Genomic DNA, 24243 nt, shown 5'->3' with positions numbered 1-24243 from the left:
GCCACCGGAAGCAAGGAAGAGTCACCGATATGAAGATCGACTGGGCGGCCCTCGGTTCCGTCTTCGGCGTCAGCCTCGTGGTCACCGTGGCCCTGGTGGGCCTGTTCACCCTCGGCATCACCGGCCTGTCCCGCCGTGAGCGGGCGGCCGCCGAGGGCGGCTCCGCGGGCCTCGCCGTCACCGGCGCCTACGCCTGCTTCGCCGCGTGCGCGGCGGCGGTGGGCTACGGCATCTACCTGATCATGGCCTGACGGCCGCATCGTACGAGCGCGACCGCCGGGCGGCACGGGACGTGAGGTCCCGTGCCGCCCGGCACGTGTGTGACCGGGGGGATGTGGGCTTCTCCACACTCTCCCCCCGCAGGTCAACGGCAAGTTGACGGTTGTTCGCGGCCGTGGTGGACTGCCGGGGCCAATACGGCGGCAGGAGAGGAAGCCGGTGCGAGTCCGGCGCGGTCCCGCCACTGTCACCGGGGCGGACGCCCCGGGAGCCAGGAACTCTCACCGCCGGTCTCTTCGAACCAGGGCGTGGACACCCTGAGTGAGGACACATCGCCATGCGCGGCTGCCGACCGAGGCCCACCACCCCGTCTGCGACCTTCCCTCCGGCCGGCTGAGCCGATGGGTGCCGGTCGCGTCTTCGCGTACGGCGCCGCCGCCGGCCTGATCGGCGACCTGCTGCTCGGCGATCCCCGCCGGGGGCATCCGGTCGCCGCGTTCGGGCGGGCCGCGGGCGCCGTGGAACAGGTGCTGTGGCGGGACCACCGCGGGTGGGGCGCGCTGCACACCGCCGTGTGCGCCGGCGGAGCCGTCGCGCTCGGGGCCGTCGCCGCGCGCGCCGTACGGCATTCCGCCGCCGCCTCCACCGTCCTGACGGGCGCCGCCACCTGGGCCGTGGTCGGGGGGACGTCGCTGGCGCGGGAGGCCGCAGCCGTCGGGCAGGCCCTGGAGGCCGGGGACCTCGAGGCCGCCCGGGCCAGGCTGCCGCACCTGTGCGGACGGGACCCGCAGGCCCTCGACGCCGACGGCATCGCCCGGGCCGTGGTCGAGTCCGTCGCCGAGAACACCTCCGACGCGGTGGTGGGGGCGCTGGTGTGGGGAGCGGTCGGCGGGGTGCCGGGACTGCTCGGGTTCCGGGCCGTCAACACCCTGGACGCCATGGTCGGGCACAAGTCGCCCCGCCATCGGCGCTACGGCTGGGCCTCGGCCCGGCTGGACGACCTCGCGGGATGGCCGGGCGCCCGCCTGACCGCCGCGCTGGCGGCCCTGGCCGGACCCGATCCGCGCGGGGCCGTACGGGCCTGGCGCGCGGACGCCGGACTGCATCCGAGCCCCAACGCCGGTCCCGTGGAGGCCTCCTTCGCCGGGGCGCTCGGGGTGCGGCTGGGCGGGACGCTCTCCTACGGCGGGCGGGTCGAGCACCGGCCCGTGCTGAACTCCGAAGGGCGTGCCGTCGTCACGGACGACGTGGAACGGGCCGTGCGGCTGTCGCGGCGGGTGACCTGGCTCGCGCTCGGGGTGTGCGCCGGGGCCCGGCTGCTGACCGGCGCGCGGCGAGCGAAAAGGGGGAAGTGGGCATGAGCGGTGGGCTTCTCGTGGCCGGCACCACCTCCGACGCCGGCAAGAGCGTCGTGACGGCGGGCATCTGCCGGTGGCTGGTGCGCCAGGGCGTCGCGGTCGCGCCCTTCAAGGCGCAGAACATGTCGCTCAACTCCTTCGTGACCCGGGAGGGCGCGGAGATCGGGCGGGCCCAGGCCATGCAGGCGCAGGCCTGCCGGATCGAGCCGGCCGCCCTGATGAACCCGGTGCTGCTCAAGCCCGGCGGCGAACAGAGCAGCCAGGTCGTGCTGCTGGGCAAGCCGGTCGGGGAGATGAGCGCGCGCGGGTACCACGGCGGGCGGCAGCAGCGGCTGCTCGGGACGGTGCTGGACTGCCTGGAGCAGTTGCGGGGCACGTATGACGCGGTGATCTGCGAGGGGGCCGGTTCGCCCGCCGAGATCAACCTGCGGCGGACCGACATCGTCAACATGGGCATCGCGCGCAACGCCGGGCTGCCCGTGCTCGTCGTCGGCGACATCGACCGGGGCGGCGTCTTCGCCTCGTTCTTCGGGACGGTGGCGCTGCTGTCCCCCGAGGACCAGGAGTGCGTCGCCGGATACCTCGTCAACAAGTTCCGCGGGGACGTCTCCCTGCTGGAGCCCGGGCTGGAGATGCTGGAGGGCCTCACCGGGCGGCGGACGTACGGCGTGCTGCCGTTCCGGCACGGGCTGGGCATCGACGAGGAGGACGGGCTGCGGGTCTCGCTGCGCGGGACCGTGCGGGAGTCGGCCGTCGCGCCGCCCGTCGGCGAGGACGTGCTGCGCGTCGCGGTGTGCGCCGTGCCGCTGATGTCCAACTTCACCGACGTCGACGCGCTGGCCGCCGAACCGGGCGTCGTGGTGCGGTTCGTGGACCGGCCCGAGGAACTGGCCGACGCCGACCTGGTCGTCGTGCCCGGCACCCGCGGGACGGTCCGCGCGCTGGAGTGGCTGCGTGAGCGGGGGCTGGCCGGGGCGCTGGCCCGCAGGGCCGCCGAACAGCGGCCCGTCCTCGGCATCTGCGGCGGTTTCCAGATCCTCGGCGAGCACATCGAGGACGACGTGGAGAGCCGGCGCGGCCACGTCGACGGGCTCGGACTGCTGCCCGTGCGCGTGCGGTTCGCCCGCGAGAAGACCCTCACCCGGCCGGCCGGCGAGGCCCTCGGGGAGCACGTCGAGGGCTACGAGATCCACCACGGAATCGCCGACGTCCTGGGCGGCACCCCCTTCCTGGACGGCTGCCGGGTCGGTCAGACGTGGGGCACGCACTGGCACGGCTCCCTGGAGTCGGACGGCTTCCGCCGGGCCTTCCTGCGGGAGGTGGCCGCCGCCGCGGGCCGGCGCTTCGTGCCGGCGCCGGACACCTCGTTCGCCGCGCTGCGCGAGGAGCAGCTCGACCGGCTCGGCGACCTGATCGAACAGCACGCGGACACCGACGCGTTGTGGCGGCTCATCGAGTCCGGCCCGCCGAAGGGCCTGCCCTTCGTGCCGCCGGGAGCACCCGCGTGAGCGCCGTGCCCCCGCCCCGGCGGGCCGGCCACCCCGAACGCACAGGCATCTTGGAGGGCGACGACCAGTGACCACCCCGTTTCCGTTCACCGCCGTGGTCGGCCAGGACGATCTGCGGCTCGCGCTGCTGCTGAACGCCGTGTCACCGGCGGTCGGCGGTGTGCTGGTGCGCGGCGAGAAGGGCACCGCCAAGTCGACGGCCGTGCGGGCGCTGTCGGCGCTCGTGCCGCAGGTCGACGTCGTCCCCGGGTGCCGCTTCTCCTGCGACCCCGCCTCCCCCGACCCCGGCTGCCCGGACGGGCCGCACGCGCCGGGGGCGGGCGGCCAGTACCGCCCGGCCCGCATGGTCGAACTGCCCGTCGGCGCCTCCGAGGACCGGCTGGTGGGCGCGCTCGACATCGAACGGGCGCTGTCGGAGGGCGTGAAGGCCTTCGAGCCCGGCCTGCTCGCCGACGCGCACCGCGGGATCCTCTACGTCGACGAGGTCAACCTCCTGCACGACCACCTGGTCGACCTGCTGCTGGACGCCGCGGCGATGGGCGCCTCGTACGTGGAGCGCGAGGGCGTCTCCGTGCGGCACGCGGCCCGGTTCCTGCTGGTGGGCACCATGAACCCCGAAGAGGGCGAACTGCGGCCGCAGTTGCTCGATCGGTTCGGTCTGACCGTGGAGGTCGCCGCCTCCCGCGAACCCGACCAGCGGGTGGAGGTCGTACGGCGCCGGCTGGCCTACGACGACGACCCGGCCGCCTTCGCCGCGCGCTGGGCCGACGAGGAGGCCGAGGTGCGGGCGCGGATCGTCGCCGCGCGGGAGCTGCTGCCGTCGGTGCGGCTGGGCGACGGGGCGCTGCGGCAGATCGCGGCGACCTGCGCCGCCTTCGAGGTGGACGGCATGCGCGCCGACATCGTCATGGCCCGGACGGCCACCGCGCTGGCCGCCTGGGCGGGCCGTACGGACGTGCTCGCCGAGGACGTCCGGCAGGCGGCGCTGCTGGCGCTGCCGCACCGGCGCCGGCGCAACCCCTTCGACGCGCCGGGTCTGGACGAGGACAAGCTGGACGAGACCCTGGAGCAGTTCGCCGACGACGACCCGGACCCCGACCCCGGGCCGGACGGCCCGGACGGCGGCCCCGGCGGCCCGGACGGCGGCGGATCCGACGGCCCCGACGGCCCGGACGGGGGCGGCCCGGACGGGGGCGGCGGCCGGCCGGAGGCCGGGGACGAGGCCCCGCGGCAGGGCGAGGACCCCGCGGCCTCCCCCGCCTCCGAGGAGGACGGGCGGCCGCAGCGTCCCGGGGCCGGCGAGCAGCAGGCCGTGCGGGCCGGCGAACCCTTCCGCACCAAGGTGCTGAGCGTGCCGGGACTGGGCGAAGGAGCCGCCGGCCGGCGCTCGCGGGCGCGGACCGAGCACGGGCGCACGACCGGGGCGCGCCGGCCGCGCGGCACGCTGACCAAGCTGCACTTGGCGGCGACGGTGCAGGCCGCGGCGCCGCACCAGCGCTCCCGCGGCAGGTCGGGGCCGGGCCTGGTGGTGCGCCGGGACGATCTGCGGCAGGCCACCCGCGAGGGCCGCGAGGGCAATCTCGTGCTGTTCGTCGTGGACGCCTCCGGGTCGATGGCGGCCCGCAAGCGCATGGGCGCGGTGAAGGGGGCCGTGCTGTCGCTGCTGCTGGACGCCTACCAGCGGCGGGACAAGGTGGGCCTGGTGACCTTCCGGGGTTCGGGCGCCGACGTCGCGCTGCCGCCGACCTCGTCGGTGGACGCGGCGGCGGCCCGGCTGGAGACGCTGCCGACCGGCGGCCGCACCCCGCTGGCCGCCGGGTTGCTGCGCGCGCACGAGGTGCTGCGGGTGGAGCGGCTGCGGGATCCGGCGCGCCGGCCGCTGGTCGTGGTGGTGACGGACGGCCGGGCGACCGGCGGCCCGGAACCGGTCGCACTGGCGGGCCGGGCGGCCCGGCTGTTCGCGGCCGGGGGCCTGGCGTCCGTGGTCGTGGACTGCGAGCAGGGCCCGGTGCGGCTGGGGCTCGCCGGCCGGCTGGCCGGTGAACTGGGCGGCGCCGCCGTGACGTTGGACGAGCTGCGGGCCGACTCGATCGCCGGGCTGGTCAGGGATGTGCAGGGGACTTCGAGGAGGGCCGCGTAATGCCGCAGGGACAGCCGAGTGTCATTCCGGACGACGGTCTGACGACCCGTCAGCGACGCAACCGGCCGCTGGTGATGGTCCACACCGGCGTCGGCAAGGGCAAGTCCACCGCCGCCTTCGGGCTCGCGCTGCGGGCCTGGAACCAGGGGTGGCCCGTCGGGGTGTTCCAGTTCGTCAAGTCGGCGAAGTGGAAGGTCGGCGAGGAGAACGCGCTGAAGGTGCTCGGCGCCTCGGGCGAGGGCGGCTCGGTGGCCTGGCACAAGATGGGCGAGGGCTGGTCCTGGGTGCAGCGCGACCTCCAGGGCGACAATGTGAGCAACGAGGTCAAGGCCCGGGAGGGCTGGGAGCAGGTCAAGCGGGACCTGGCGGCGCAGACGTACCGGCTGTACGTGCTGGACGAGTTCGCCTACCCGCTGCACTGGGGCTGGATCGACACGGCCGAGGTCGTCGACGTGCTGCGGCACCGGCCCGGGACCCAGCACGTGGTGATCACCGGGCGGAACGCGCCCGCCGAGCTCGTCGACTTCGCGGATCTCGTGACCGACATGTCGAAGGTCAAGCACCCGATGGACGCCGGGCAGAAAGGGCAGAGGGGCATCGAGTGGTGACGTCGTCCTCGTCCGTCCCCCGGCTGGTCGTCGCCGCGCCCTCCTCCCGGAGCGGCAAGACCACGGTGGCCACGGGGCTGATGGCCGCGTTCGCCGCGCGGGGGCTCGCCGTGTCCCCGCACAAGGTCGGCCCCGACTACATCGACCCCGGCTACCACGCGCTCGCGACCGGGCGGGTGGGGCGCAACCTCGACGCGTACCTGTGCGGTCCCGACCTGGTCGGTCCGCTCTTCCGGCACGGGGCCCGCGGGTGCGACATCGCCGTCGTCGAGGGCGTCATGGGGCTGTACGACGGGGCGGCGGGGCAGGGCGAGCTGGCCTCGACGGCGCATGTGGCGAAGCTGCTGCGGGCGCCGGTGGTGCTGGTCGTGGACGCGTCGTCGCAGTCGCGGTCGGTGGCGGCGCTGGTGCACGGGTTCGTGTCCTGGGACCCGGAGGTGCGGGTCGGGGGCGTCATCCTGAACAAGGTCGCCACGGACCGGCACGAGGAGCTGCTGCGGGAGGCGCTGGAGCACGTGGGGGTGCCCGTGCTCGGGGTGCTGCGGCGGGCCCCGCAGGTGGACACGCCGTCCCGGCACCTGGGCCTGGTGCCGGTCGCCGAGCGGCGCGCGGAGGCCCTGGCGGCCGTCGCCGCGATGGCCGGGCAGGTGGCGGCCGGGTGCGACCTCGACGCGCTGGCGGCGCTGGCGCGCACGGCGGGCCCCCTGACCTGCGCCGCGTGGGACGCGGCCGAGGCCATCGCCGGAACGTTGCCCGACGGGACGACCGGGACGCGGTCGGACCCCGGGGGGCGGCTCGACGCCGGGGGGCGGTCCGGCGCAGGGACACCGGAGCGTGGCGTGCCGCGGATCGCCGTCGCCGGCGGGCCCGCGTTCACCTTCTCCTACGCCGAGCACGCCGAGCTGCTGGCGGCCGCCGGTGCCGAGGTCGTGCCGTTCGACCCGCTGCGGGACGGCGAACTGCCGGACGGGGCAAGCGGATTGGTGATCGGCGGCGGCTTCCCCGAGATGTACGCCTCGGAGCTGTCGGCCAACGAGCCGCTGCGCAAGGCCGTCGCCGTCCTGGCGGACAGCGGGGCGCCGGTGGCCGCCGAGTGCGCGGGGCTGCTCTACCTGTGCCGGGAGCTGGACGGCCTGCCGATGTGCGGGGTGCTGGACGCCGGGGCGCGGATGACGGAGCGGCTCACGCTCGGGTACCGGGAGGCGGTGGCCGTGGGCGACAGCGTCCTCGCGGCGGCGGGGACCCGGTTGCGCGGGCACGAGTTCCACCGGACCGCCGTCGACCCCGGCTCGGGACCGGAGCCCGCCTGGGGGCTGCCGGGTGCCGCGCGGCGGGTCGAGGGGTTCGTGCAGGGCGGGGTGCACGCCAGCTATCTGCACACGCATTGGGCGGCCGCGCCGGGGGTCGCCCGCCGGTTCGTGGAACGGTGCCGCGCCTCATGAGCGGCGGACCCTCTCCGGTCGAGCCGCCGGACGGGCGGGCCCGGGTGGTCGTCGGGGTCGGCGCCTCGAAGGGCGTCCCGGTGGAGGAGGTGCTCGCGCTGGTCGAGGCGGCCCTGCGCGAGGCCGGGCTGCCCGCCGCGGCCGTCGCGGAGCTCGCCACGGCCGACGCGAAGGCCGGGGAGCCGGGGATCGTGGCGGCGGCGCGGCAGCTCGGGGTGCCGCTGGTGACGTACCCGGCCGGGGACCTGGCCCGGGTCGGCGTGCCCCACCCGTCCAAGGCGGCGCGCGCCGCCGTGGGCACGCCCTCCGTCGCGGAGGCCGCGGCCCTGCTGCGCGGCGGTGCGCTCCTCGTTCCCAAGCGCAGGTCCGGGCGGGCGACCTGTGCCGTGGCGCGGCTCGGGGGTGCGGACGCCGGCCGGAGCGGCGCGGCACCCACCGGTTCCGTCCTGGCCCGCCGGACCACCGAAGGCCACCACCAGCGAGGGCACGGACACACCCATGCGCACTGAGAGCGGGCACGACCTGCGACATCACGGGGACGCGGAGGTACGGGACGACGGCGGTGCGCTCGTCGACCTCGCGGTCAACGTCCGCGCGGACACGCCGCCCGCGTGGCTGCTGGAGCACGTCACCGCCTCGCTCACCGGTCTGGCCGCCTACCCGGACGGGCGGGCCGCCCGGGCCGCGGTGGCGCGGCGGCACGGCCTGCCGGCGGAGCGGGTGCTGCTGACGGCCGGCGCTGCGGAGGCGTTCGTGCTGCTGGCCCGGGCGCTGAAGGTGCGGCGGCCGGTGGTGGTGCACCCCCAGTTCACGGAGCCGGAGGCGGCGCTGCGGGACGCGGGGCACACCGTCGGGCGGGTGCTGCTGCGCGAGGAGGACGGCTTCCGGCTGGACCCGGCGGCCGTCCCGGAGGACGCGGACCTGGTCGTGATCGGCAACCCGACGAACCCGACCTCGGTGCTGCACCCGGCGGGCACGATCGCCGCCCTCGCCCGGCCCGGCCGGGTGCTGGTGGTGGACGAGGCGTTCATGGACGCGGTCCCGGGCGAACGGGAGGCGCTGGCCGGGCGGGCCGACGTGCCCGGTCTGGTGGTGCTGCGCAGCCTGACCAAGACGTGGGGCCTGGCCGGGCTGCGGATCGGCTACGTGCTGGCGGCGCCGGAGATCGTGGAGGAGCTGGAGCGGGCGCAGCCGCTGTGGCCGGTGTCCACGCCCGCGCTGGCGGCCGCCGAGGCGTGTGTGGGGCCCCGGGCGCTGGCGGAGGCGGCCCACGCCGCGCACCGCATCGCCGCGGACCGCGCCCACCTCGTGGCGGGCCTCACCGGGCTCGCCCCGGCGGGCCTGCGGGTGGCCGGCCCGGCCGAGGCCCCGTTCGTGCTGATCCGCCTCCCCCGGGCGGCCGCCGTGCGCCGCCGCCTGCGCGACCTCGGCTACGCCGTCCGCCGCGGCGACACGTTCCCCGGCCTGGACGAACGCTGGCTCCGCCTGGCGGTCCGCGACCGCGTCACGACGGACACCTTCCTGACGGCCCTGAAGAGGGCGCTGACGGACTGACGCCGCCGGTCCCGCCGCAGCGGGGCGGGCGCCCGGCACCCGCCCCGCGCGGTCCTCGCTCCCGGCGCCCGATCAGCCCCGGCGGCGGGCGAGGGCCACTGCCGCTGCCCCTGCCGTCAGGAGGGCGAGGGCGCCTGCTGCCACGTACGGGGTCGTCGAACTGCCGCCCGTTTCCGCCAGGTTCTGCTGCGCGGGGGCTCCCTGCGGCTCGACGGCGGCCGGTGGGGCGGCGGACGCCGACGGGGGCTGCTCCGCCGCCGCGGGACGGGGTGTCGTGCAGGTCGCCTCGGCCAGGGTGAGGGTGCCGTCGACCTCGGCGACGTTCAGCTTCAGCGGGTTGACGGAGATCTTGAGCCGCAGGGCCGTGGCGGCCGCCGAGCGGGCCGTCGTGCGGGTGGCGGCCGGATCGAGCCGGACCTCCCCGACCCCGGGCACCTCGACGTTCGTGGGACCGCCGGCGGTGAGGTTCACGCGCTTGCCGAGCACGGTCACCGAGCCGGGCAGACGGGTCGTGGCGACCGGCTTCTTCCCGACCTCGCAGGTGGCTCTGGCGCTGACCTGGTCGACCTCGACGACCGACAGCAGCGGCAGACCGGGGACGTGCAGGCGGGCATGGGCCAGCGTGGTGGACGCCTCGGCCTTCCCGGCGCCGGTGGTGGCCGTCGCCCGGGCCGCCTCGGCCCGCAGCACGCTGAACGGCCTGCCGCCGTCCACCGCGTCGAGGCTGGCCGTCAGCGCGCTCTTCTCCGCGCTCCGCGGGGCCCGCACCTCGTTGAGGGACACGGCGAGCGGGACGTTCACCGACTTGTTCAGCAGGGAGACGTCCAGGCCCGTGCGCAGGACGGCGGCGCTCGCGCGGCCGTGGTCGCCGGTGGCGTGCGCCGGGCTCACGCCGGTCAGTACCAGGGGCCCGGCGGCGAGCGCCGTGGCCGTCGCGAGGGTCGCCAGCCGGCGTGCGGGCATGCGGAAGGAAGGGCTGTTCACGTGGGGACTCCTGGAAGGACAGGCTCGGGACCCGGAAAGAATCGCCCCCGCGCGCGGGCGGCGTCAGCGATCCGCCACCGCTTCACTCCAACGTGGCCAGACCGTGGAAGTTTTCGAATCTCCCGGCACAGGCGTTCCCCGCCGTCACCCGGGTGGCCGAGGACCCTCAGCCCACCACGCGCCCGTTCAGCACCACCCGGCGCGGGGCCGCCAGGACGCGCACGTCGGCCCGCGGGTCCTCGTCGTAGACCACGAGGTCGGCCGGGGCTCCCTCCTCCAGGCCGGGGCGTCCGAGCCAGGAGCGGGCCGTCCAGGTGCCCGCCGCCAGCGCGTCGACGGGCGGGATGCCCGCCGTGACCAGTTCGGCGACCTCGGCCGCCGCGAGGCCGTGGGCGAGCGCGCCCCCGGCGTCGGTGCCGACGAAGACGGGGATGCCGGCGTCCCAGGCGCCCCGCACGGTGTCGTACCGGCGTGCGTGGAGCCGGCGCATGTGGGCGGACCAGCGCGGGAACTTGCCCTCGCCGCCGTCGGCGAGCTGCGGGAACGTCGCGATGTTCACCAGCGTCGGCACGATGGCCACGCCCCGCTCGGCGAACAGCGGGACGAGGTCGTCGGTCAGGCCCGTGGCGTGCTCGATGCAGTCGATACCGGCCTCGACGAGGTCCCGCAGGGAGTCCTCCGCGAAGCAGTGGGCGGTCACGCGGGCGCCCAGCCGGTGGGCCTCGGCGATGGCCGCCTCGACGGCCCCGCGGGGCCAGCAGGCGGACAGGTCGCCCAGGTCGCGGTCGATCCAGTCGCCGACCAGCTTCACCCAGCCGTCGCCGCGCCGGGCCTCCTGGGCGACGTACGCGACCAGGTCCTCGGGCTCGATCTCCCAGGCGTAGTTGCGGATGTAGCGGCGGGTGCGGGCGATGTGCCGCCCGGCGCGGACGATCTTCGGCAGGTCCTCGCGGTCGTCGATCCAGCGGGTGTCGGAGGGCGAGCCGGCGTCGCGGATCAGCAGCGTGCCCGCGTCCCGGTCGGTGAGCGCCTGCTTCTCGGCGACGTCCGCGGGCACGGGGCCGTGCCGGTCGAGTCCGACGTGGCAGTGGGCGTCCACCAGGCCGGGCAGGGCCCAGCCCCGCACGGTGCGCACGTCCCGGGCCCCGGCCGGGGGGTCGTAGGTGATGCGGCCGTCGACCACCCACAGCTCGTCCCGGACGTCCTCGGGCCCGACGAGCACCCGTCCCCTCACGTGCAGCACCGCGCGTTCGCTCATGCCCCGCACCTTAGTGAGGCGTCCGGCCCGCCCCGAAGGGGGCCGGTGCCCGGCTCGCCGCGCAGGGGAGCCGCGGCCGCCGGTTACGCTCGTTGCCGTCGAACCTGTGAGTGAAGAGAGCATTGCCGTGACGCATCCGTTTCTGGACCTGGCCCCGCTCACCGCGGACCGCTTCGCCGCGATCGAGGACCGCGTGGCCCGGCTGCTGAGCACCGAGCAGGACGTCGTGATCACGCAGGGCGAGGCGCTGCTGCCGCTGGAGGGCGCGATCCGCGCCACGGCCGGCCCGGGCACCACCGCGCTGAACGTCATCACGGGACCGTACGGGCAGACCTTCGGCGACTGGCTGCGCGACTGCGGCGCGAGGGTGATCGACCTCGCGGTGCCCTTCCACACGGCGGTCACGGCCGAGCAGATCCGGCAGGCCCTCGCCGAGCACCCGGAGACCGACTTCGTCTCCCTCGTGCACGCGGAGGCCGCCACCGGCAACACCAACCCGGTCGCGGAGATCGGCGAGGTGGTCCGGGCGCACGGGGCCCTGTTCTACCTGGACGCGGTCGCCTCCGTCGGCGCCGAGCCGGTGCTGCCGGACGCCTGGGGCGTGGACCTGTGCGTGATCGGCGCGCAGAAGGCGATGGGCGGCCCGGCCGGTGTGTCGGCGGTGTCGGTGAGCGCCCGCGCCTGGGCCCGGATGGCGGCCAACCCGCGGGCTCCGCGCCGGTCGTACCTGTCGCTCCTCGACTGGAAGGAGCGGTGGATCGACGGCGGGCGCAAGGCCCTGCTGCACGCCCCGGCACAGCTGGAGATGCTGGCGCTGGAAGCCTGCGTGGAGCGGATCGAGGCCGCGGGGCTCGACACGGTGATGGCCCGGCACGCCTCGGCCGCGGCGGCGACCCGGGCCGGGGCGCTCGCGCTCGGGGGCGGGCTGGAGCCGTACGTGCACGACGCCCGGGACGCCGCGCCGGTCGCGACGACCCTGCGGGCCCCGGCGGACACGGTGGCCACCGAGCTGGTGGGGCGGGCGCTGTCGGCCGACCCGGCGGTGCCGCTGGCCGCGGGCGGGGGTGCGCTGGCGAAGGAGATGATCCGGGTCAACCACTACGGCGCGGACGCGACGCCGGGCGCCGTGCGGTCGAGCCTGGCCGCCCTGGGCGGGGCACTGGCCGAGTCGGGGCTGCAGGTCGACGTGGAGGGCGCACTCCGGGCGGCGGAAAAGGCGTGGCAGTAGCCACGGGCTGAGCCCCTCCCGGCCCGTGGCGCGGCGGGGGGCTCACCGCGCCGGGCCCCCGTCCGTCCGTCGGGGAGCACGCGCGGTACGGCGGCCACGCGGATATCCCGTATCCCGCGCGAGGGTATCGGCAGGGTGGCCTGCGAACGAATTCCGAACGACTGCCGGCTCATCAAATGCGTGTAAGCTGGCGCACATAATTCAGAATTCTTCCGGGGAGAGCCGACCATGAGCTTCTGCCCGCTTTCCCCGGTCCTAAACACGTAGATTTCGAGGACGTTTCGCGAGGCAATTCCGGTGCTTCGCGTGGGGGCCACATGGTTGTGACGCGTTACACAACCTCACCGATTTGCCCCATATTTTCCGTGCGAACCCGGACAAAGAGTCACCACCGCGTGTCGATCTTCGCGCCCGCGTGATAACACAAGCGCGGCCCATACGTAAGCCCGTCCCCCGATGCATTTTTGAATTCGGCTGGGTAAGTTCGATTCGCATGACCGCCGTACAAGCTGACCCGCAAATCGACCGCCCGACGGTGGCTGACGGAGCCGCACTGTGGCGGATGGCAAAGGACTCGAAGGTTCTCGACGTGAACTCGTCCTACAGCTATCTGCTGTGGTGCCGCGACTTCGCCGCCACGTCGGCCGTGGCCCGTGACGAGCACGGAGAGCCGATCGGTTTCATCACCGGGTACGTGCGGCCGGACAGCCCGCGCACCCTGCTGGTCTGGCAGGTGGCGGTGGACGAGGCCCACCGCGGACGCGGACTGGCGGCCGCGCTGCTCGACGGACTGGTCGCGCGCACCGCGGCCGAGCACGGGGTGACGACGGTGGAGACGACCATCACCCCGGGCAACACCGCCTCCGAGCGCCTTTTCACGTCCTTCGCCGAGCGCAGCGGCGCGGGACTGCAGCGCGAGGTGCTGTTCGACACGGGGCTGTTCCCCGACGGGCCGCACGACGCCGAGGTCCTGTACCGCATCGGCCCGCTGCCCCACTGACTTCTCCCCCCGACTCCCGCCCAGACTTCCCCCACGCACCGAGGAGCGATTCGTCGTGACCATCATCCAGCCCGACCTGAGCGTCTTCGAGACCCTGGAGTCCGAGGTACGCAGCTACTGCCGCGGCTGGCCGACCGTCTTCGACCGTGCGGTGGGCAGCCGCATGTACGACGAGGACGGCCACGAGTACCTCGACTTCTTCGCCGGAGCGGGGTCGCTGAACTACGGGCACAACAACCCCGTCCTCAAACGCGCGCTGATCGACTACCTGGAGCGGGACGGCGTCACGCACGGGCTCGACATGTCGACCACCGCCAAGCGCCGCTTCCTGGAGACCTTCCAGAACCTGCTGCTGCGCCCGCGCGACCTGCCGTACAAGGTCATGTTCCCGGGCCCGACCGGCACCAACGCCGTGGAGTCCGCGCTGAAGCTGGCGCGGAAGGTGAAGGGCCGCGAGGCGATCGTGTCGTTCACCAACGCCTTCCACGGCATGTCGCTCGGCTCGCTGGCCGTGACCGGCAACGCGTTCAAGCGGGCCGGCGCCGGCATCCCGCTGGTGCACGGCACCCCGATGCCGTTCGACAACTACTTCGACGGCCAGGTCCCGGACTTCCTGTGGTTCGAGCGGCTCCTGGAGGACCAGGGCTCCGGCCTGAACAAGCCGGCCGCCGTGATCGTCGAGACCGTGCAGGGCGAGGGCGGCATCAACGTGGCCCGGCCCGAGTGGCTGCGCGCGCTCGCCGACCTGTGCGAGCGGCAGGACATGCTGCTGATCGTCGACGACATCCAGATGGGCTGCGGCCGCACCGGTGCGTTCTTCTCCTTCGAGGAGGCCGGCATCACGCCGGACATCGTCACCGTCTCCAAGTCGATCAGCGGCTACGGCCTGCCGATGTCGCTGTGCCTGTTCAAGCCCGAGCTCGACATCTGGGAGCCCGGCGAGCACAACGGCACCTTCCGCGGCAACAACCCCGCCTTCGTCACGGCCACCGCGGCCCTGGAGGCGTACTGGGCCGACGGCTCGGCGATGGAGAAGCAGACCCGCACGCGCGGCGAGCAGGTCGAGCAGGCGCTCATCTCCATCACCGAGGAGAACCTCGCCGACGTGAAGGAGTACCGGGGCCGCGGCCTGGTGTGGGGCCTGGAGTTCCACGACAAGGCCCGCGCCGGCGAGGTCGCCCGGCGCGCCTTCGAGCTCGGACTGCTCATCGAGACGTCCGGCCCGGAGAGCGAGGTCGTCAAGCTGCTCCCGGCGCTGACGATCACCCCTGAGGAACTGGACGAGGGCCTCACCACCCTGGCCCGCGCCGTCCGCGAGACCGCCTGACCCACGAGCACCACCGCACCACCGCACCACCCACCTAGGAGGCATCGCAGCACCGTGATTGTCCGTTCGTTCAAGGAGATCGAAGGCACCGACCGGCACGTGAAAGCGGCGTCCGGCACGTGGGAGAGCAAGCGCATCGTCCTCGCCAAGGAGAAGGTCGGCTTCTCCCTGCACGAGACGATCCTGTACGCGGGCACGGAGACGTCGATGTGGTACGCGAACCACATCGAGGCCGTCGTCTGCGTGGAGGGCGAGGCCGAGCTGACCGACCACGAGACCGGGCTGACCCACACGATCACGCCCGGCACGATGTACCTCCTGGACGGCCACGAGAGGCACACGCTGAAGGTCAAGGAGGACTTCCGCTGCCTCTGCGTCTTCAACCCACCCGTGACCGGACGGGAGGACCACGACGAGAACGGCGTCTACCCGCTGCTCACCGAGGAGGTGTGACGTTTCCATGACCGCCACCACCGACACGACCACCACCACCGGTACCCCCGACCTGTACCCGACGCGCGGCGCCTCCGAGGTGCTCACGCCCCGGCAGGACCCGGTCGTCTGGGGCGCACCCGACGCCCCGGGACCGGTCGCGCCGGCCGATCTGCTGTCGTTCGAGCGCGACGGCTTCCTCGCCATCGACGAGCTCATCGGCGAGGACGAGGTCGCCGTCTACCGCAACGAGCTGAACCGGCTGGTCAACGACGCGGACATCCGTGCCGACGAGCGGTCGGTCGTCGAGCCGGCGTCGCAGGAGATCCGCTCGGTCTTCGAGGTCCACAAGATCAGCGAGGTGTTCGCACGGCTGGTCCGCGACGAGCGGGTCGTCGGCCGGGCGCGGCAGATCCTCGGCTCGGACGTCTACGTCCACCAGTCGCGGATCAACGTCAAGCCGGGGTTCGGGGCGAGTGGCTTCTACTGGCACTCGGACTTCGAGACCTGGCACGCGGAGGACGGGCTGCCGCGGATGCGCACGGTGTCGGTCTCGATCGCGCTGACCGAGAACTACGACACCAACGGCGGGCTCATGATCATGCCGGGGTCGCACAAGACGTTCCTCGGCTGCGCGGGGGAGACACCGAAGGACAACTACAAGAAGTCGCTGCAGATGCAGGACGCGGGGACGCCCTCGGACGAGGCGCTGACCCGGTTCGCCACCGAGCACGGCATCAAGCTGTTCACGGGCAAGGCCGGCTCGGCGACGTGGTTCGACTGCAACTGCCTGCACGGCTCCGGCGACAACATCACGCCGTTCCCGCGCAGCAACGTGTTCATCGTCTTCAACAGCGTCGAGAACACGGCGGAAGAACCCTTCGCAGCCCCGGTCCGCCGCCCGGAGTTCATCGGGGCGCGGGACTTCACACCGGTGCGGTGACCCGCTTCCCGGCCGGGGGTCCGGGGGTCGCCCCCGGGAAGACACAGCATCGGGCGCGGGACTTCACACCGGTGCGGTGATCACCGGGTGAGTCGACTGCCGGGTGGGGCCTCCTCGTGGGACGGGAGGCCCCACCCGGTTTTCGCGTGCCGTCACGCCGTGAGGGCGGCCAGCAGCCGGTCCACGTCCGCCGCGGTGTTGTACAGGTGGAACGCGGCCCGCAGGTTGCCCGCCCGGTCGGAGACCTCGATGCCGGCCCGGCTCAGCTCGCCCTGGCGGTGGCCGAGCCCGGGCACGGACACGATCGCCGAGCCCGGCGCGTCGACCGGCGCGTGGCCCAGTTCGGCGAGTCCGGCGCGGAAGCGGTCCGCGAGGGCGGTGTCGTGTGCGTGCACGGTGTCCACGCCGATCTCCTCGATCAGCTCCAGCGAGGCGCGCAGCCCGGCGTAGCTGAAGAGGGACGGGCTGATGTCGAACCGCCGCGCGGAGCGGGCCGGTTCCCCGACGGGGCCGTAGCAGCTCTCCCAGGGGATCTCGCCGGCGACCCAGCCCGCGAGCAGCGGGGTGAGGCCGCCGAAGCCGGACGGGACGACGAGGAACGCGACGCCGTGGGGTCCGAGGAGCCACTTGAACGCGACGGTGGCCACGAAGTCGTCGGCGTCGCCGTCCAGGGGCAGCCAGCCGGCCGACTGGGAGGCGTCGACGTAGGTGCGGGCCCCGTGCCGCCGGGCCGCCTCGCGCACGGCGGGCAGGTCGGCGAGCCGCCCGTCGGCGGACTGGACGGTGCTGACGGCGACCAGCGCGGTGCCCGGCCGGACGGATTCCGCGAGCCGCTCCAGCGGCACGGCCCGCACCTTCAGGTCGCCGCGGGCGTGGAAGGGGTTCACCAGGGACGCGAAGTCGCCTTCGGCGGTGAGGACCTCGGCCCCGGCGGGCAGCGAGGCGGCGATCAGCCCGCCGTACTCGGCGACCGAGGCGCCCGTCGCGACGCGCTCCACCGGCACGCCGGCCAGCCGGGCGAAGGACGCGCGGGCGGCCTCCACGTGCTCGTACAGGGGACCCAGGGGCGTGCCCTCGGCGCGCATCCGCACGGCCTGCTGCAGGGCGCTGACGGCACGGGCGGGCAGCAGGCCGTTGCTCGCGGTGTTGAGGAAGGTGTGCTTCGGGGTGAACTCGGCACGGACGAGGCTCTCGAAGGTCTCCATGGGACCACTCTGCGTCCCGCCGGTCTCCCCGTCCATTGCCGATTTCTGCGTGACTTTCCCAAGGAGCGCTTATGCATGGGCTCCGAGCTGGGCGTTCACCGCTGCGGCACCGCGCACCCGTCGGGGCCGCAGGCGTCCGCGCTCCCGGTGTCCGGGTTCGCCGCGTCCCCGCCGGCGACGACGGTCAGCGGGGCGCGTTCGCCGTACGCCTGGGTCAGGGCCCGGGTGAAGACCTCCACGGGCTGGGCGCCGGAGACGCCGTACCTGCGGTCGAGGACGAAGAACGGCACCCCGTTCGCCCCGAGCTGCGCGGCCTCGCGCTCGTCGGCGCGCACCTCGTCGGCGTAGGCGTCCGGGTCGGCGAGCACCGCGCGCACGGCGTCCGCCTCCAGGCCGGCGGCGACGGCCAGCTCCACCAGCCGCTCGTCGTCGGCGAAGACGGACCGCTCCTCGGCGAAGTTGGCCCGGTACAGCAGGTCCAGCAGCTGCTCCTGCCGTCCGTGCTCCTTGGCGAGGTGGAGCAGCCGGTGCATGTCGAAGGTGCTGCCGTGGTCGCGGCCGCGGGTGCGGTAGTCGAGCCCCTCGGCGGCGGCCTGGGCGCCCAGGTTGTCCTCGCCGGCCTCGGCCTGCGCCGGGCTCATGCCGTACTTCCTGGTGAGCATCGTGATCACGGGCTGCACGTCGTCCTTGGCGCGGCCCGGGTCCAGCTCGAAGGAGCGGTGCACCACCTCGACGTCGTCGCGGTGCGGGAAGGCCCGCAGCGCCTTCTCGAAGCGGGCCTTGCCCACGTAGCACCAGGGGCAGGCGATGTCGCTCCAGATCTCGACGCGCATGTCTCGGCTCTCTCCAGGTCGTGCGGTACGGAGACTCCCTCCGCCGGGTGGATGAACGTTCAAGCAGCGCCGTTCATTCCCCGGCCGGCTCACACACCGGGCAGGGCGAGCCGCATCCGCAGGTGGTGCTCCCCCGGCCCGGCCGGCTCCGGCACCCAGCCCTGGCGGCGGTAGAACGCCTGCGCCCGCAGGTTCTCGACGTGCACGTCGAGAACCGCCGTCCGCCGGGCGTCGGCACGCCACTCCTCCAGGCAGGCGGCGTGCAGCGCGGTGCCGGTACCGCGACGCCAGTGGCCGGGGTCGACGTGGAACTGGAAGAGGGTGACCTCGTCCGCGGGGGCGCCCTCGGCCGTCCGGAAGGACGCCAGGCCGGTCATGCGCCCCGCCTCGACGACGCACAGCACCCGTCCGTCCGGCCGGGTGACCGCCGACCGCCAGGCCGCGTGCCAGTCGGTGCCGTCCTGCGGGATGCCGTCGGGGTAGTAGGTCGCCCGGGCCCGCGCGTGCAGCGCGACGACGTCCGCCAACTCGGCGGGCAGGACGGTCCGGATCACCCGGTGCGGGGCCACTCGGTCATCGATCATGGAACCGAGGACGTGCGCGCGGCGGGCGGCGGTTCCCGCGGTCAGCTGCCGTCCCGCAGGTCGTCGGGCCACTGCGGGCGGAAGGCGAGGTGGTCGTAGGTCACCACGCAGCCCTCCCCCATCGGCGACTGGGTCATGAACCCGACGAGGGCCGCGCCGGTCTCCTTCTCGTCGCCGAGGGTGAACAGGCGGACGAAGGTCCAGCGTTCGCCGTCCCGGGAGGCGTGGAAGGCGAAGGCCCGGCCGGTGCGGCTGACCCGCAGCCAGACGGAACTGCCCTCCACGGTGAAGGAGTTGGCGTCGTCGGAGTGGCCCCGGGTGATGACGGTGCAGACGGTGGGGACGTCCGGGGAGTACTCCAGGCACAGTTTGGCCCACGCCCGCTCGCCGACGTGCACGTACAGCACGCCGGCGTCGAAGGCGGCCCCGAAACCGACCGTGACCCGGGCGATCAGCTGGAAGTCCCCCTCGGGGGCCCCCAGCAGCCGGGGCGCGTCCGAGGCGGGGTCCAGCCCCTCCCCGGTGGGTGGCACGAACCGGTCCTGCCGCGCCCCGGCCCACCCGGTGAGCACACCGTCCTCGTAGGACCAGTGGCCGTCGGGCCCGTACGTGCGCAGGGGGAAAGGGAGTTCGGGGAGTCGCGGATCCATTCGGCTCACTCTTCCAGACGAGCTCCGCGGGGGCACGGGGAACGGCGCGAGCGGCCGCGACGCACCGGCAGCCCGTGAGCCGCCCGCACCCCCGCCCCGCCTACCGCTCCAGACGCCCGTCGAACCGCCGGGGCAGCCCCAGCGGGTTGTCGTCCCGCAGCTCCGGCGGCAGCAGCGCCTCGGGCGCGTTCTGATAGGCGACCGGGCGCAGCCAGCGCTCGATCGCCGTTCCGCCCACCGAGGTGGACGTCGATGTCGTGGCCGGGTAGGGCCCGCCGTGGTGCTGCGCGGGCGCGACGGCGACTCCCGTCGGCCACCCGTTGACCAGCACGCGTCCGGCCAGCGGTGTCAGCTCCCGGAGGAGCTCGGCGCCCCGGCCCTGTCCGGCCGCCTCCTCCTGCGACAGCTGCACGGTCGCGGTCAGGTTGCCCGGCAGCCGGGACAGCACCGCCTCGACCTCGGTGTCGTCCTCGTAGCGGGCCACCACGGTGACCGGCCCGAAGCACTCCTCCAGCAGCAGGTCGTGCTCGCCCTCGCGGGCCAGCCTGCTCGCCGGGACGGTGAGGAAGCCGGCGCTGACCGTGTGCTCGCCGCCCGCGCCGGGCGTGACCGGGGAGTCGACGTCGGGCAGTGCGGTGCGCTCGGCGACACCGGCGACGAAGTTGTCCCGCATGCGGTGGTCGAGCAGGACCCCGGCGTCGGTGTCGCTGACGGCGTCGGTCAGGGACTTCAGCAGGGCGTCCCCGGCGGCGCCGGACGGGGCGAGGACGAGGCCGGGCTTCACGCAGAACTGGCCGACGCCCAGGGTCATGGAGCCGGCCAGGCCCGCGCCGATCTCCTCGGCGCGCTCGGCGGCCGCGGCCTCGGTGACGACCACGGGGTTCAGGGAGCCCAGCTCGCCGTGGAAGGGGATCGGCACGGGACGGGCGGCCGCCGCGTCGAACAGCGCGCGTCCGCCGCGCACGGACCCGGTGAACCCGGCGGCCGCGACCAGCGGGTGCTTGACCAGCTCGACGCCCGCCTCGAAGCCGTGCACCAGGCCGACGACGCCCGCGGGGACGTCGTGCCGGGCGGCGGCGCGGCGCAGCACCTTGGCCACGTACTCGGACAGGCCCGGGTGGTCGGGGTGGGCCTTGACGACGACGGGGCAGCCGGCCGCCAGGGCGCTGGCGGTGTCGCCGCCGGGCACGGAGAAGGCGAAGGGGAAGTTCGACGCGGAGTAGACGGCGACCACGCCGAGGGGCACCTTGTAGCGGCGCAGGTCCGGGATCGGCGGGGTCGCGGTGTCGTCGGGGTGGTTGATGACGACGTCGAGGAAGGCGCCCTCGTCGACGATGTCCGCGAAGGCCCGCAACTGGTAGCAGGTGCGGGCGAGTTCACCGGTCAGCCGGACGGGGCCGAGCGCGGTCTCGGCGTCGGCGGTCTCGACGAGTCCGTCCCTGGCCGCTTCCAGTTCGTCCGCCGCGGTGCGCAGGAAGGCGGCGCGGACGGTGCGGTCGGCCAGGGCCTCCCGCGCCTCGTGCGCGGCCCGGACGGCGGCGTCCACCTCCTGGGCTGTGGCCTCCACCGCAACCTGCTCGCGCTGCTTCCCGGTTCGGGGGTCGACACTCCAGACTGGTGCTGCTGCCACCGCGGGTCCCTCCACACATGTCATGCCGCAGTTCCGGGTCATCCACCAGGGATGTTCGATATACTGAACGCTGTCTCTGATGATGAATACGGTGGGGAGACTATTTCCCGTCGAACGAAGGGGTCAAGGGCGATGTCGGCTGGCGAGACGGGCGGCGGGGCGCAGGTCAAGTCCGCGGTGAGAACGGTGGAACTGCTCGAGTACTTCGCCGGGCGGCCCGGCATGCACTCCCTCGCGGCGGTCCAGGAGGCCGTCGGGTATCCGAAGTCCAGCCTCTACATGCTGCTGCGCACCCTGGTCGAGCTGGGCTGGGTCGAGACCGACGCGACGGGCACCCGCTACGGCATCGGCGTGCGGGCGCTGCTGGTGGGCACCTCGTACATCGACGGCGACGAGGTCGTGGCGGCGGCGCGCCCGACCCTGGACCGGCTCTCGGACGACACCACCGAGACGATCCACCTGGCCCGCCTGGACGGCACGAACGTGGTCTACCTCGCCACCCGCCAGTCGCAGCACTACCTGCGGCCCTTCACCCGGGTCGGGCGGCGGCTGCCGGCCCACTCGACCTCCCTCGGCAAGGCGCTGCTGAGCACGTACTCGGACGAGCAGGTGCGCAAGATGCTCCCCGAGACGCTGCCGGCGCTGACCGAGAACACCCTCACCGACCGGGAGAAGCTCATCGAGGAGCTGCACCAGGTGCGGGAGCAGGGCTTCGCCGTGGACCGCGAGGAGAACACGCTGGGGCTGCGCTGCTTCGGCGTGGCCATCCCGTACCGGACGCCCGCGCGGGACGCGATCAGCTGCTCGGTGCCGGTGGCCCGGCTGACCCCGGCGCACGAACAGCTCGTGAAGGACGCGCTGTTCGACGCACGGGACCGGCTGACCCTGGCGACCCGGAGGCTGTGAACCGTGGACATCGCGCTCCGTCCCGTCCACGACAGCGATCTGCCCGTCTTCTTCCGGCAGCTGAACGACCCCGAGTCGCTGCACATGGCGGCCTTCACCCCCGAGGACCCCGCCGACCGGGCCGCCTTCGACGCCCACTGGGCGAGGCTCCGCGCCTCGGGCGACGTGCTGCGCACCGTCCTGGCCGACGGCGACGTGGTCGGCAGCACCGCGGTGTACGGGGATCCGGGCGAGCGGGAGGTGACGTACTGGATCGACCGCGCCCACTGGGGCAAGGGCATCGCCACGGCGGCGCTGCGGGCGCTGCTGGCCGAGGTCCCCGAACGCCCCCTGTACGCCAGGGCCGCCACGGACAACGCCGGGTCGCTGCGGGTGCTGGCCAAGTGCGGGTTCCGCGCGGTGGCCTCGGCCCGGGGCTTCGCGCGCGCCCGGGGCGCCGAGATCGACGAGACGGTGCTGGTGCTGGGGGGCTGAGGCCGTCGTCCCGGGGCGGTGACCATGCCTGCGGGGCCGGCTTCCTGAACGGCGGATGAGAAAACCGGGCCTCCGGATGAGAAAACGGGATGGACGGGAACGATCCGCCCGGCGCGGCTCGTCTTTCCGGTCGCCATGAACAAGACGATCAGGCGCGCCTCGGCCTTCACCCTGCTGCTCGTCCTGGCCCTGCTGGTCAGGGCCACCTGGGTGCAGTTCTACGAGGGCCGGGCGCTGGCAGACGACAAGGACAACCGGCGGAACGCGATCGAGACGTACTCGGCGCCGCTGGGCAACATCATCGTGGGCGGCCGGTCGGTCACGGGCTCGGCGCGGACGACGACGGGCGACCTGGAGTACAAGCGGACCTACACGGACGGCAGGCTGTACGCGGCGGTGACGGGTTACGCGTCGCAGGCGTACGCGCCGACGCAGCTGGAGGGCATCTACACCGACCTGCTCAACGGCACGGACAGCCGGCTGCGGTCGGTGATGGACACCCTCACCGGCCGGCGGGCCGACCCGGGCAACGTGATCACGACGATCGACCCGGACGTGCAGAGGGCGGCGTTCGACGCGCTCGGCAACAAGAAGGGCGGGGCCGTCGCCGTCGACCCGAAGACCGGCAGGATCCTGGCGGCGGTGTCGACCCCCTCGTACGACCCCTCCTCGCTGACGGACGCCGGCACCGCGGGGGCGGCCTGGAAGAAGCTCACGACGGACCCGGACAAGCCGCTGGTCAACCGGGCCCTGCGGCAGCCGCTGCCGCCCGGCTCGACGTTCAAGCTGGTCGTGGCCGCGGCGGCGCTGGAGGACGGGCTGTACACGTCGGTCGACCAGCGCACCGACAGCCCCGACCCGTACACCCTGCCGGGCACGAACCGCGTGCTGACCAACGAGGACCCCGACGCGCCCTGCACGAACGCCACCATCCGCACGGCGCTGCAGTACTCGTGCAACAACGTCTTCGCGAAGATGGCCGTCACGCTCGGTCAGGACAAGGTGAAGGCGATGGCGGAGAAGTTCGGCTTCAACGACGACGAGCTGGACGTGCCGGTGCGGGCGTACACCAGCGTGTACCCCTCGGACATGTACCCGTCGCAGACGGCCCTGACCGGTATCGGCCAGTTCGACGTCACCGCGACCCCCCTGCAGATGGCCCTGGTGTCGGCGGCCATCGCCAATGGCGGCAAGCTGGTCGCGCCGCACATGGTCGACCGGGTCACCGACAGCGGCGGTGACGTACTGCGGGACCACGGCGACGCGGACTCCCGGGAGATCATGTCGTCCTCGACCGCCGAGCAGCTGCGGTCGGCGATGCGGACCGTCGTGGAGAAGGGCACCGGCACCAACGCCCGGGTCCCGGGCGCGACCGTCGGCGGCAAGACGGGCACGGCCCAGCACGGCGAGAACAACAGCCAGGTGCCGTACGCCTGGTTCACCTCGTACGGCACGTCCGACTCCACCGGCAAGGAGGTCGCCGTGGCGGTCGTCGTCGAGCAGTCCGACGCGGCGCGCTCGGAGGTCAGCGGCAACGGCCTGGCGGCCCCGGTGGCCCAGGCGATGATGCGAGCGGCGCTGGAGGACTGAACCCGCGCCCCCCGGACAGCGTCTTCACGGACGAGACGGGCCGCCCCCCTCCCCCCCGGGGGCGGCCCGTCTCGCGCTGCGGCAGGGACCCGGGCATCCGGTGCGCCACACACCGTTCGAAGGCCCGTACGAAATGATCGAACATCACTGCTACGCTTCCGGATCGCGTCGGGGTGCACCCGCCCCGCCGAGTCCCCGGCCGGCCCCGGTCCCCCCTGGGGCCCGCCGGTCGCCGGGGCGTCCGGCCCCCCAGCCGGCGCCACGGCCACCACGACCCTCCGGAGCCCCCCTCCGGACGGTCGGCGCAGTACCGTCCGGGCCCCCTCGGCCGGTCTGCCGGACGCCCCCGCCGGTTCGCACCCGGCGGGGG

General features: G+C 74.2%; 22 protein-coding genes, 1 pseudogene and 1 riboswitch. Of the genes and pseudogenes, 16 read left to right on the top strand and 7 right to left on the bottom strand.

Annotated elements, in window-relative coordinates; all coding sequences use genetic code 11:
• Positions 1-29: 29 nt before the first annotated feature.
• From ACFYWG_RS31995 to cobC, 8 genes and pseudogenes are all read left to right on the top strand, one after another.
• Complete coding sequence (locus ACFYWG_RS31995; RefSeq protein WP_369197704.1) at positions 30-251, top strand: hypothetical protein; 222 nt, start codon at positions 30-32, stop codon at positions 249-251.
• Between the two features lie 130 nt (positions 252-381).
• A riboswitch (cobalamin riboswitch) is annotated at positions 382-520 on the top strand.
• A gap of 100 nt (positions 521-620) precedes the next feature.
• Positions 621-1580 carry a cobalamin biosynthesis protein gene (locus ACFYWG_RS31990; protein ID WP_389204382.1) on the top strand — a complete coding sequence of 320 codons (960 nt, stop codon included), beginning with the start codon at positions 621-623 and terminating at the stop codon, positions 1578-1580.
• Entirely contained in the window at positions 1577-3085 is a 1509-nt protein-coding gene (locus ACFYWG_RS31985; RefSeq protein ID WP_389204381.1) for a cobyric acid synthase, read from the top strand. The genes ACFYWG_RS31990 and ACFYWG_RS31985 overlap by 4 nt, the downstream gene beginning before the upstream one ends.
• A gap of 67 nt (positions 3086-3152) precedes the next feature.
• Positions 3153-5225 carry a putative cobaltochelatase gene (locus ACFYWG_RS31980; protein ID WP_384321802.1) on the top strand — a complete coding sequence of 691 codons (2073 nt, stop codon included), beginning with the start codon at positions 3153-3155 and terminating at the stop codon, positions 5223-5225.
• A complete protein-coding gene (gene cobO / locus ACFYWG_RS31975) occupies positions 5225-5833 on the top strand; it encodes a cob(I)yrinic acid a,c-diamide adenosyltransferase (RefSeq protein ID WP_376333924.1) in 609 nt (202 codons plus the stop codon). Before ACFYWG_RS31980 ends, cobO begins: the two co-directional genes overlap by 1 nt.
• The gene (locus ACFYWG_RS31970; RefSeq protein ID WP_389204380.1) at positions 5830-7275 is read left to right on the top strand and encodes a cobyrinate a,c-diamide synthase; all 1446 of its coding nucleotides are present in this window, start codon (positions 5830-5832) and stop codon (positions 7273-7275) included. Before cobO ends, ACFYWG_RS31970 begins: the two co-directional genes overlap by 4 nt.
• A gap of 44 nt (positions 7276-7319) precedes the next feature.
• Positions 7320-7679, top strand: a pseudogene (locus ACFYWG_RS31965) (cobalamin biosynthesis protein); the annotation flags it as partial.
• Between the two features lie 94 nt (positions 7680-7773).
• Complete coding sequence (gene cobC, locus ACFYWG_RS31960; protein ID WP_383504114.1) at positions 7774-8829, top strand: Rv2231c family pyridoxal phosphate-dependent protein CobC; 1056 nt, start codon at positions 7774-7776, stop codon at positions 8827-8829.
• Positions 8830-8901: 72 nt separating this feature from the next.
• Here the strand turns inward: cobC and ACFYWG_RS31955 are convergent, their stop codons facing one another.
• Together ACFYWG_RS31955 and ACFYWG_RS31950 are read right to left on the bottom strand one after the other, a co-directional pair.
• Positions 8902-9813, bottom strand: a complete 912-nt coding sequence (locus ACFYWG_RS31955) for an SCO1860 family LAETG-anchored protein (RefSeq protein ID WP_383504113.1) — start codon at positions 9811-9813, stop codon at positions 8902-8904.
• Between the two features lie 166 nt (positions 9814-9979).
• On the bottom strand, positions 9980-11071 hold the full coding sequence (locus ACFYWG_RS31950) for an amidohydrolase family protein (RefSeq protein ID WP_385419351.1): 1092 nt from the start codon (positions 11069-11071) through the stop codon (positions 9980-9982).
• A 127-nt stretch (positions 11072-11198) separates the two neighbouring features.
• Between ACFYWG_RS31950 and ACFYWG_RS31945 the strand changes: the two genes are divergently transcribed.
• The 5 genes from ACFYWG_RS31945 (at position 11199) to thpD (ending at position 16001) form a co-directional block, all read left to right on the top strand.
• Positions 11199-12299, top strand: a complete 1101-nt coding sequence (locus tag ACFYWG_RS31945) for a pyridoxal-phosphate-dependent aminotransferase family protein (protein WP_389204379.1) — start codon at positions 11199-11201, stop codon at positions 12297-12299.
• 493 nt (positions 12300-12792) lie between these two features.
• Positions 12793-13299, top strand: a complete 507-nt coding sequence (ectA, locus tag ACFYWG_RS31940; protein WP_376333935.1) for a diaminobutyrate acetyltransferase — start codon at positions 12793-12795, stop codon at positions 13297-13299.
• A gap of 55 nt (positions 13300-13354) precedes the next feature.
• A complete protein-coding gene (gene ectB / locus ACFYWG_RS31935) occupies positions 13355-14626 on the top strand; it encodes a diaminobutyrate--2-oxoglutarate transaminase (protein WP_389204378.1) in 1272 nt (423 codons plus the stop codon).
• Positions 14627-14680: 54 nt separating this feature from the next.
• The gene (locus tag ACFYWG_RS31930; RefSeq protein ID WP_383504109.1) at positions 14681-15079 is read left to right on the top strand and encodes an ectoine synthase; all 399 of its coding nucleotides are present in this window, start codon (positions 14681-14683) and stop codon (positions 15077-15079) included.
• A gap of 7 nt (positions 15080-15086) precedes the next feature.
• Positions 15087-16001 (top strand): ectoine hydroxylase, encoded by a 915-nt coding sequence (gene thpD / locus ACFYWG_RS31925; protein ID WP_383504108.1) that lies wholly within the window; start codon positions 15087-15089, stop codon positions 15999-16001.
• Positions 16002-16153: 152 nt separating this feature from the next.
• Here thpD and ACFYWG_RS31920 read toward each other — a convergent pair whose 3' ends face one another.
• The 5 genes from ACFYWG_RS31920 to ACFYWG_RS31900 form a co-directional block, all read right to left on the bottom strand.
• The gene (locus ACFYWG_RS31920) at positions 16154-17206 is read right to left on the bottom strand and encodes an aminotransferase class V-fold PLP-dependent enzyme (RefSeq protein ID WP_389204377.1); all 1053 of its coding nucleotides are present in this window, start codon (positions 17204-17206) and stop codon (positions 16154-16156) included.
• A 95-nt stretch (positions 17207-17301) separates the two neighbouring features.
• The gene (locus tag ACFYWG_RS31915) at positions 17302-18039 is read right to left on the bottom strand and encodes a DsbA family oxidoreductase (protein WP_385419362.1); all 738 of its coding nucleotides are present in this window, start codon (positions 18037-18039) and stop codon (positions 17302-17304) included.
• Between the two features lie 89 nt (positions 18040-18128).
• A complete protein-coding gene (locus ACFYWG_RS31910; protein WP_389204376.1) occupies positions 18129-18623 on the bottom strand; it encodes a GNAT family N-acetyltransferase in 495 nt (164 codons plus the stop codon).
• A 41-nt stretch (positions 18624-18664) separates the two neighbouring features.
• Positions 18665-19273: a DUF1349 domain-containing protein gene (locus tag ACFYWG_RS31905; RefSeq protein WP_389204375.1), complete on the bottom strand. Its 609-nt coding sequence runs from the start codon at positions 19271-19273 to the stop codon at positions 18665-18667.
• A 100-nt stretch (positions 19274-19373) separates the two neighbouring features.
• Entirely contained in the window at positions 19374-20903 is a 1530-nt protein-coding gene (locus ACFYWG_RS31900) for an aldehyde dehydrogenase (NADP(+)) (RefSeq protein ID WP_389204374.1), read from the bottom strand.
• A gap of 132 nt (positions 20904-21035) precedes the next feature.
• Between ACFYWG_RS31900 and ACFYWG_RS31895 the strand changes: the two genes are divergently transcribed.
• From ACFYWG_RS31895 to ACFYWG_RS31885, 3 genes are all read left to right on the top strand, one after another.
• Positions 21036-21809, top strand: a complete 774-nt coding sequence (locus ACFYWG_RS31895) for an IclR family transcriptional regulator (RefSeq protein ID WP_383504104.1) — start codon at positions 21036-21038, stop codon at positions 21807-21809.
• 3 nt (positions 21810-21812) lie between these two features.
• The gene (locus tag ACFYWG_RS31890; RefSeq protein ID WP_383504103.1) at positions 21813-22283 is read left to right on the top strand and encodes a GNAT family N-acetyltransferase; all 471 of its coding nucleotides are present in this window, start codon (positions 21813-21815) and stop codon (positions 22281-22283) included.
• A gap of 135 nt (positions 22284-22418) precedes the next feature.
• Positions 22419-23873: a peptidoglycan D,D-transpeptidase FtsI family protein gene (locus ACFYWG_RS31885; RefSeq protein WP_389204373.1), complete on the top strand. Its 1455-nt coding sequence runs from the start codon at positions 22419-22421 to the stop codon at positions 23871-23873.
• Positions 23874-24243 lie beyond the last annotated feature (370 nt).

Origin of the sequence: Streptomyces sp. NPDC003456 (genome assembly GCF_042878735.1) — a bacterium.
GTDB lineage: Bacteria > Actinomycetota > Actinomycetes > Streptomycetales > Streptomycetaceae > Streptomyces.
Note: the sequence above shows the minus strand (reverse complement) of the source record. Positions and strands in the feature narration are given on the sequence as shown.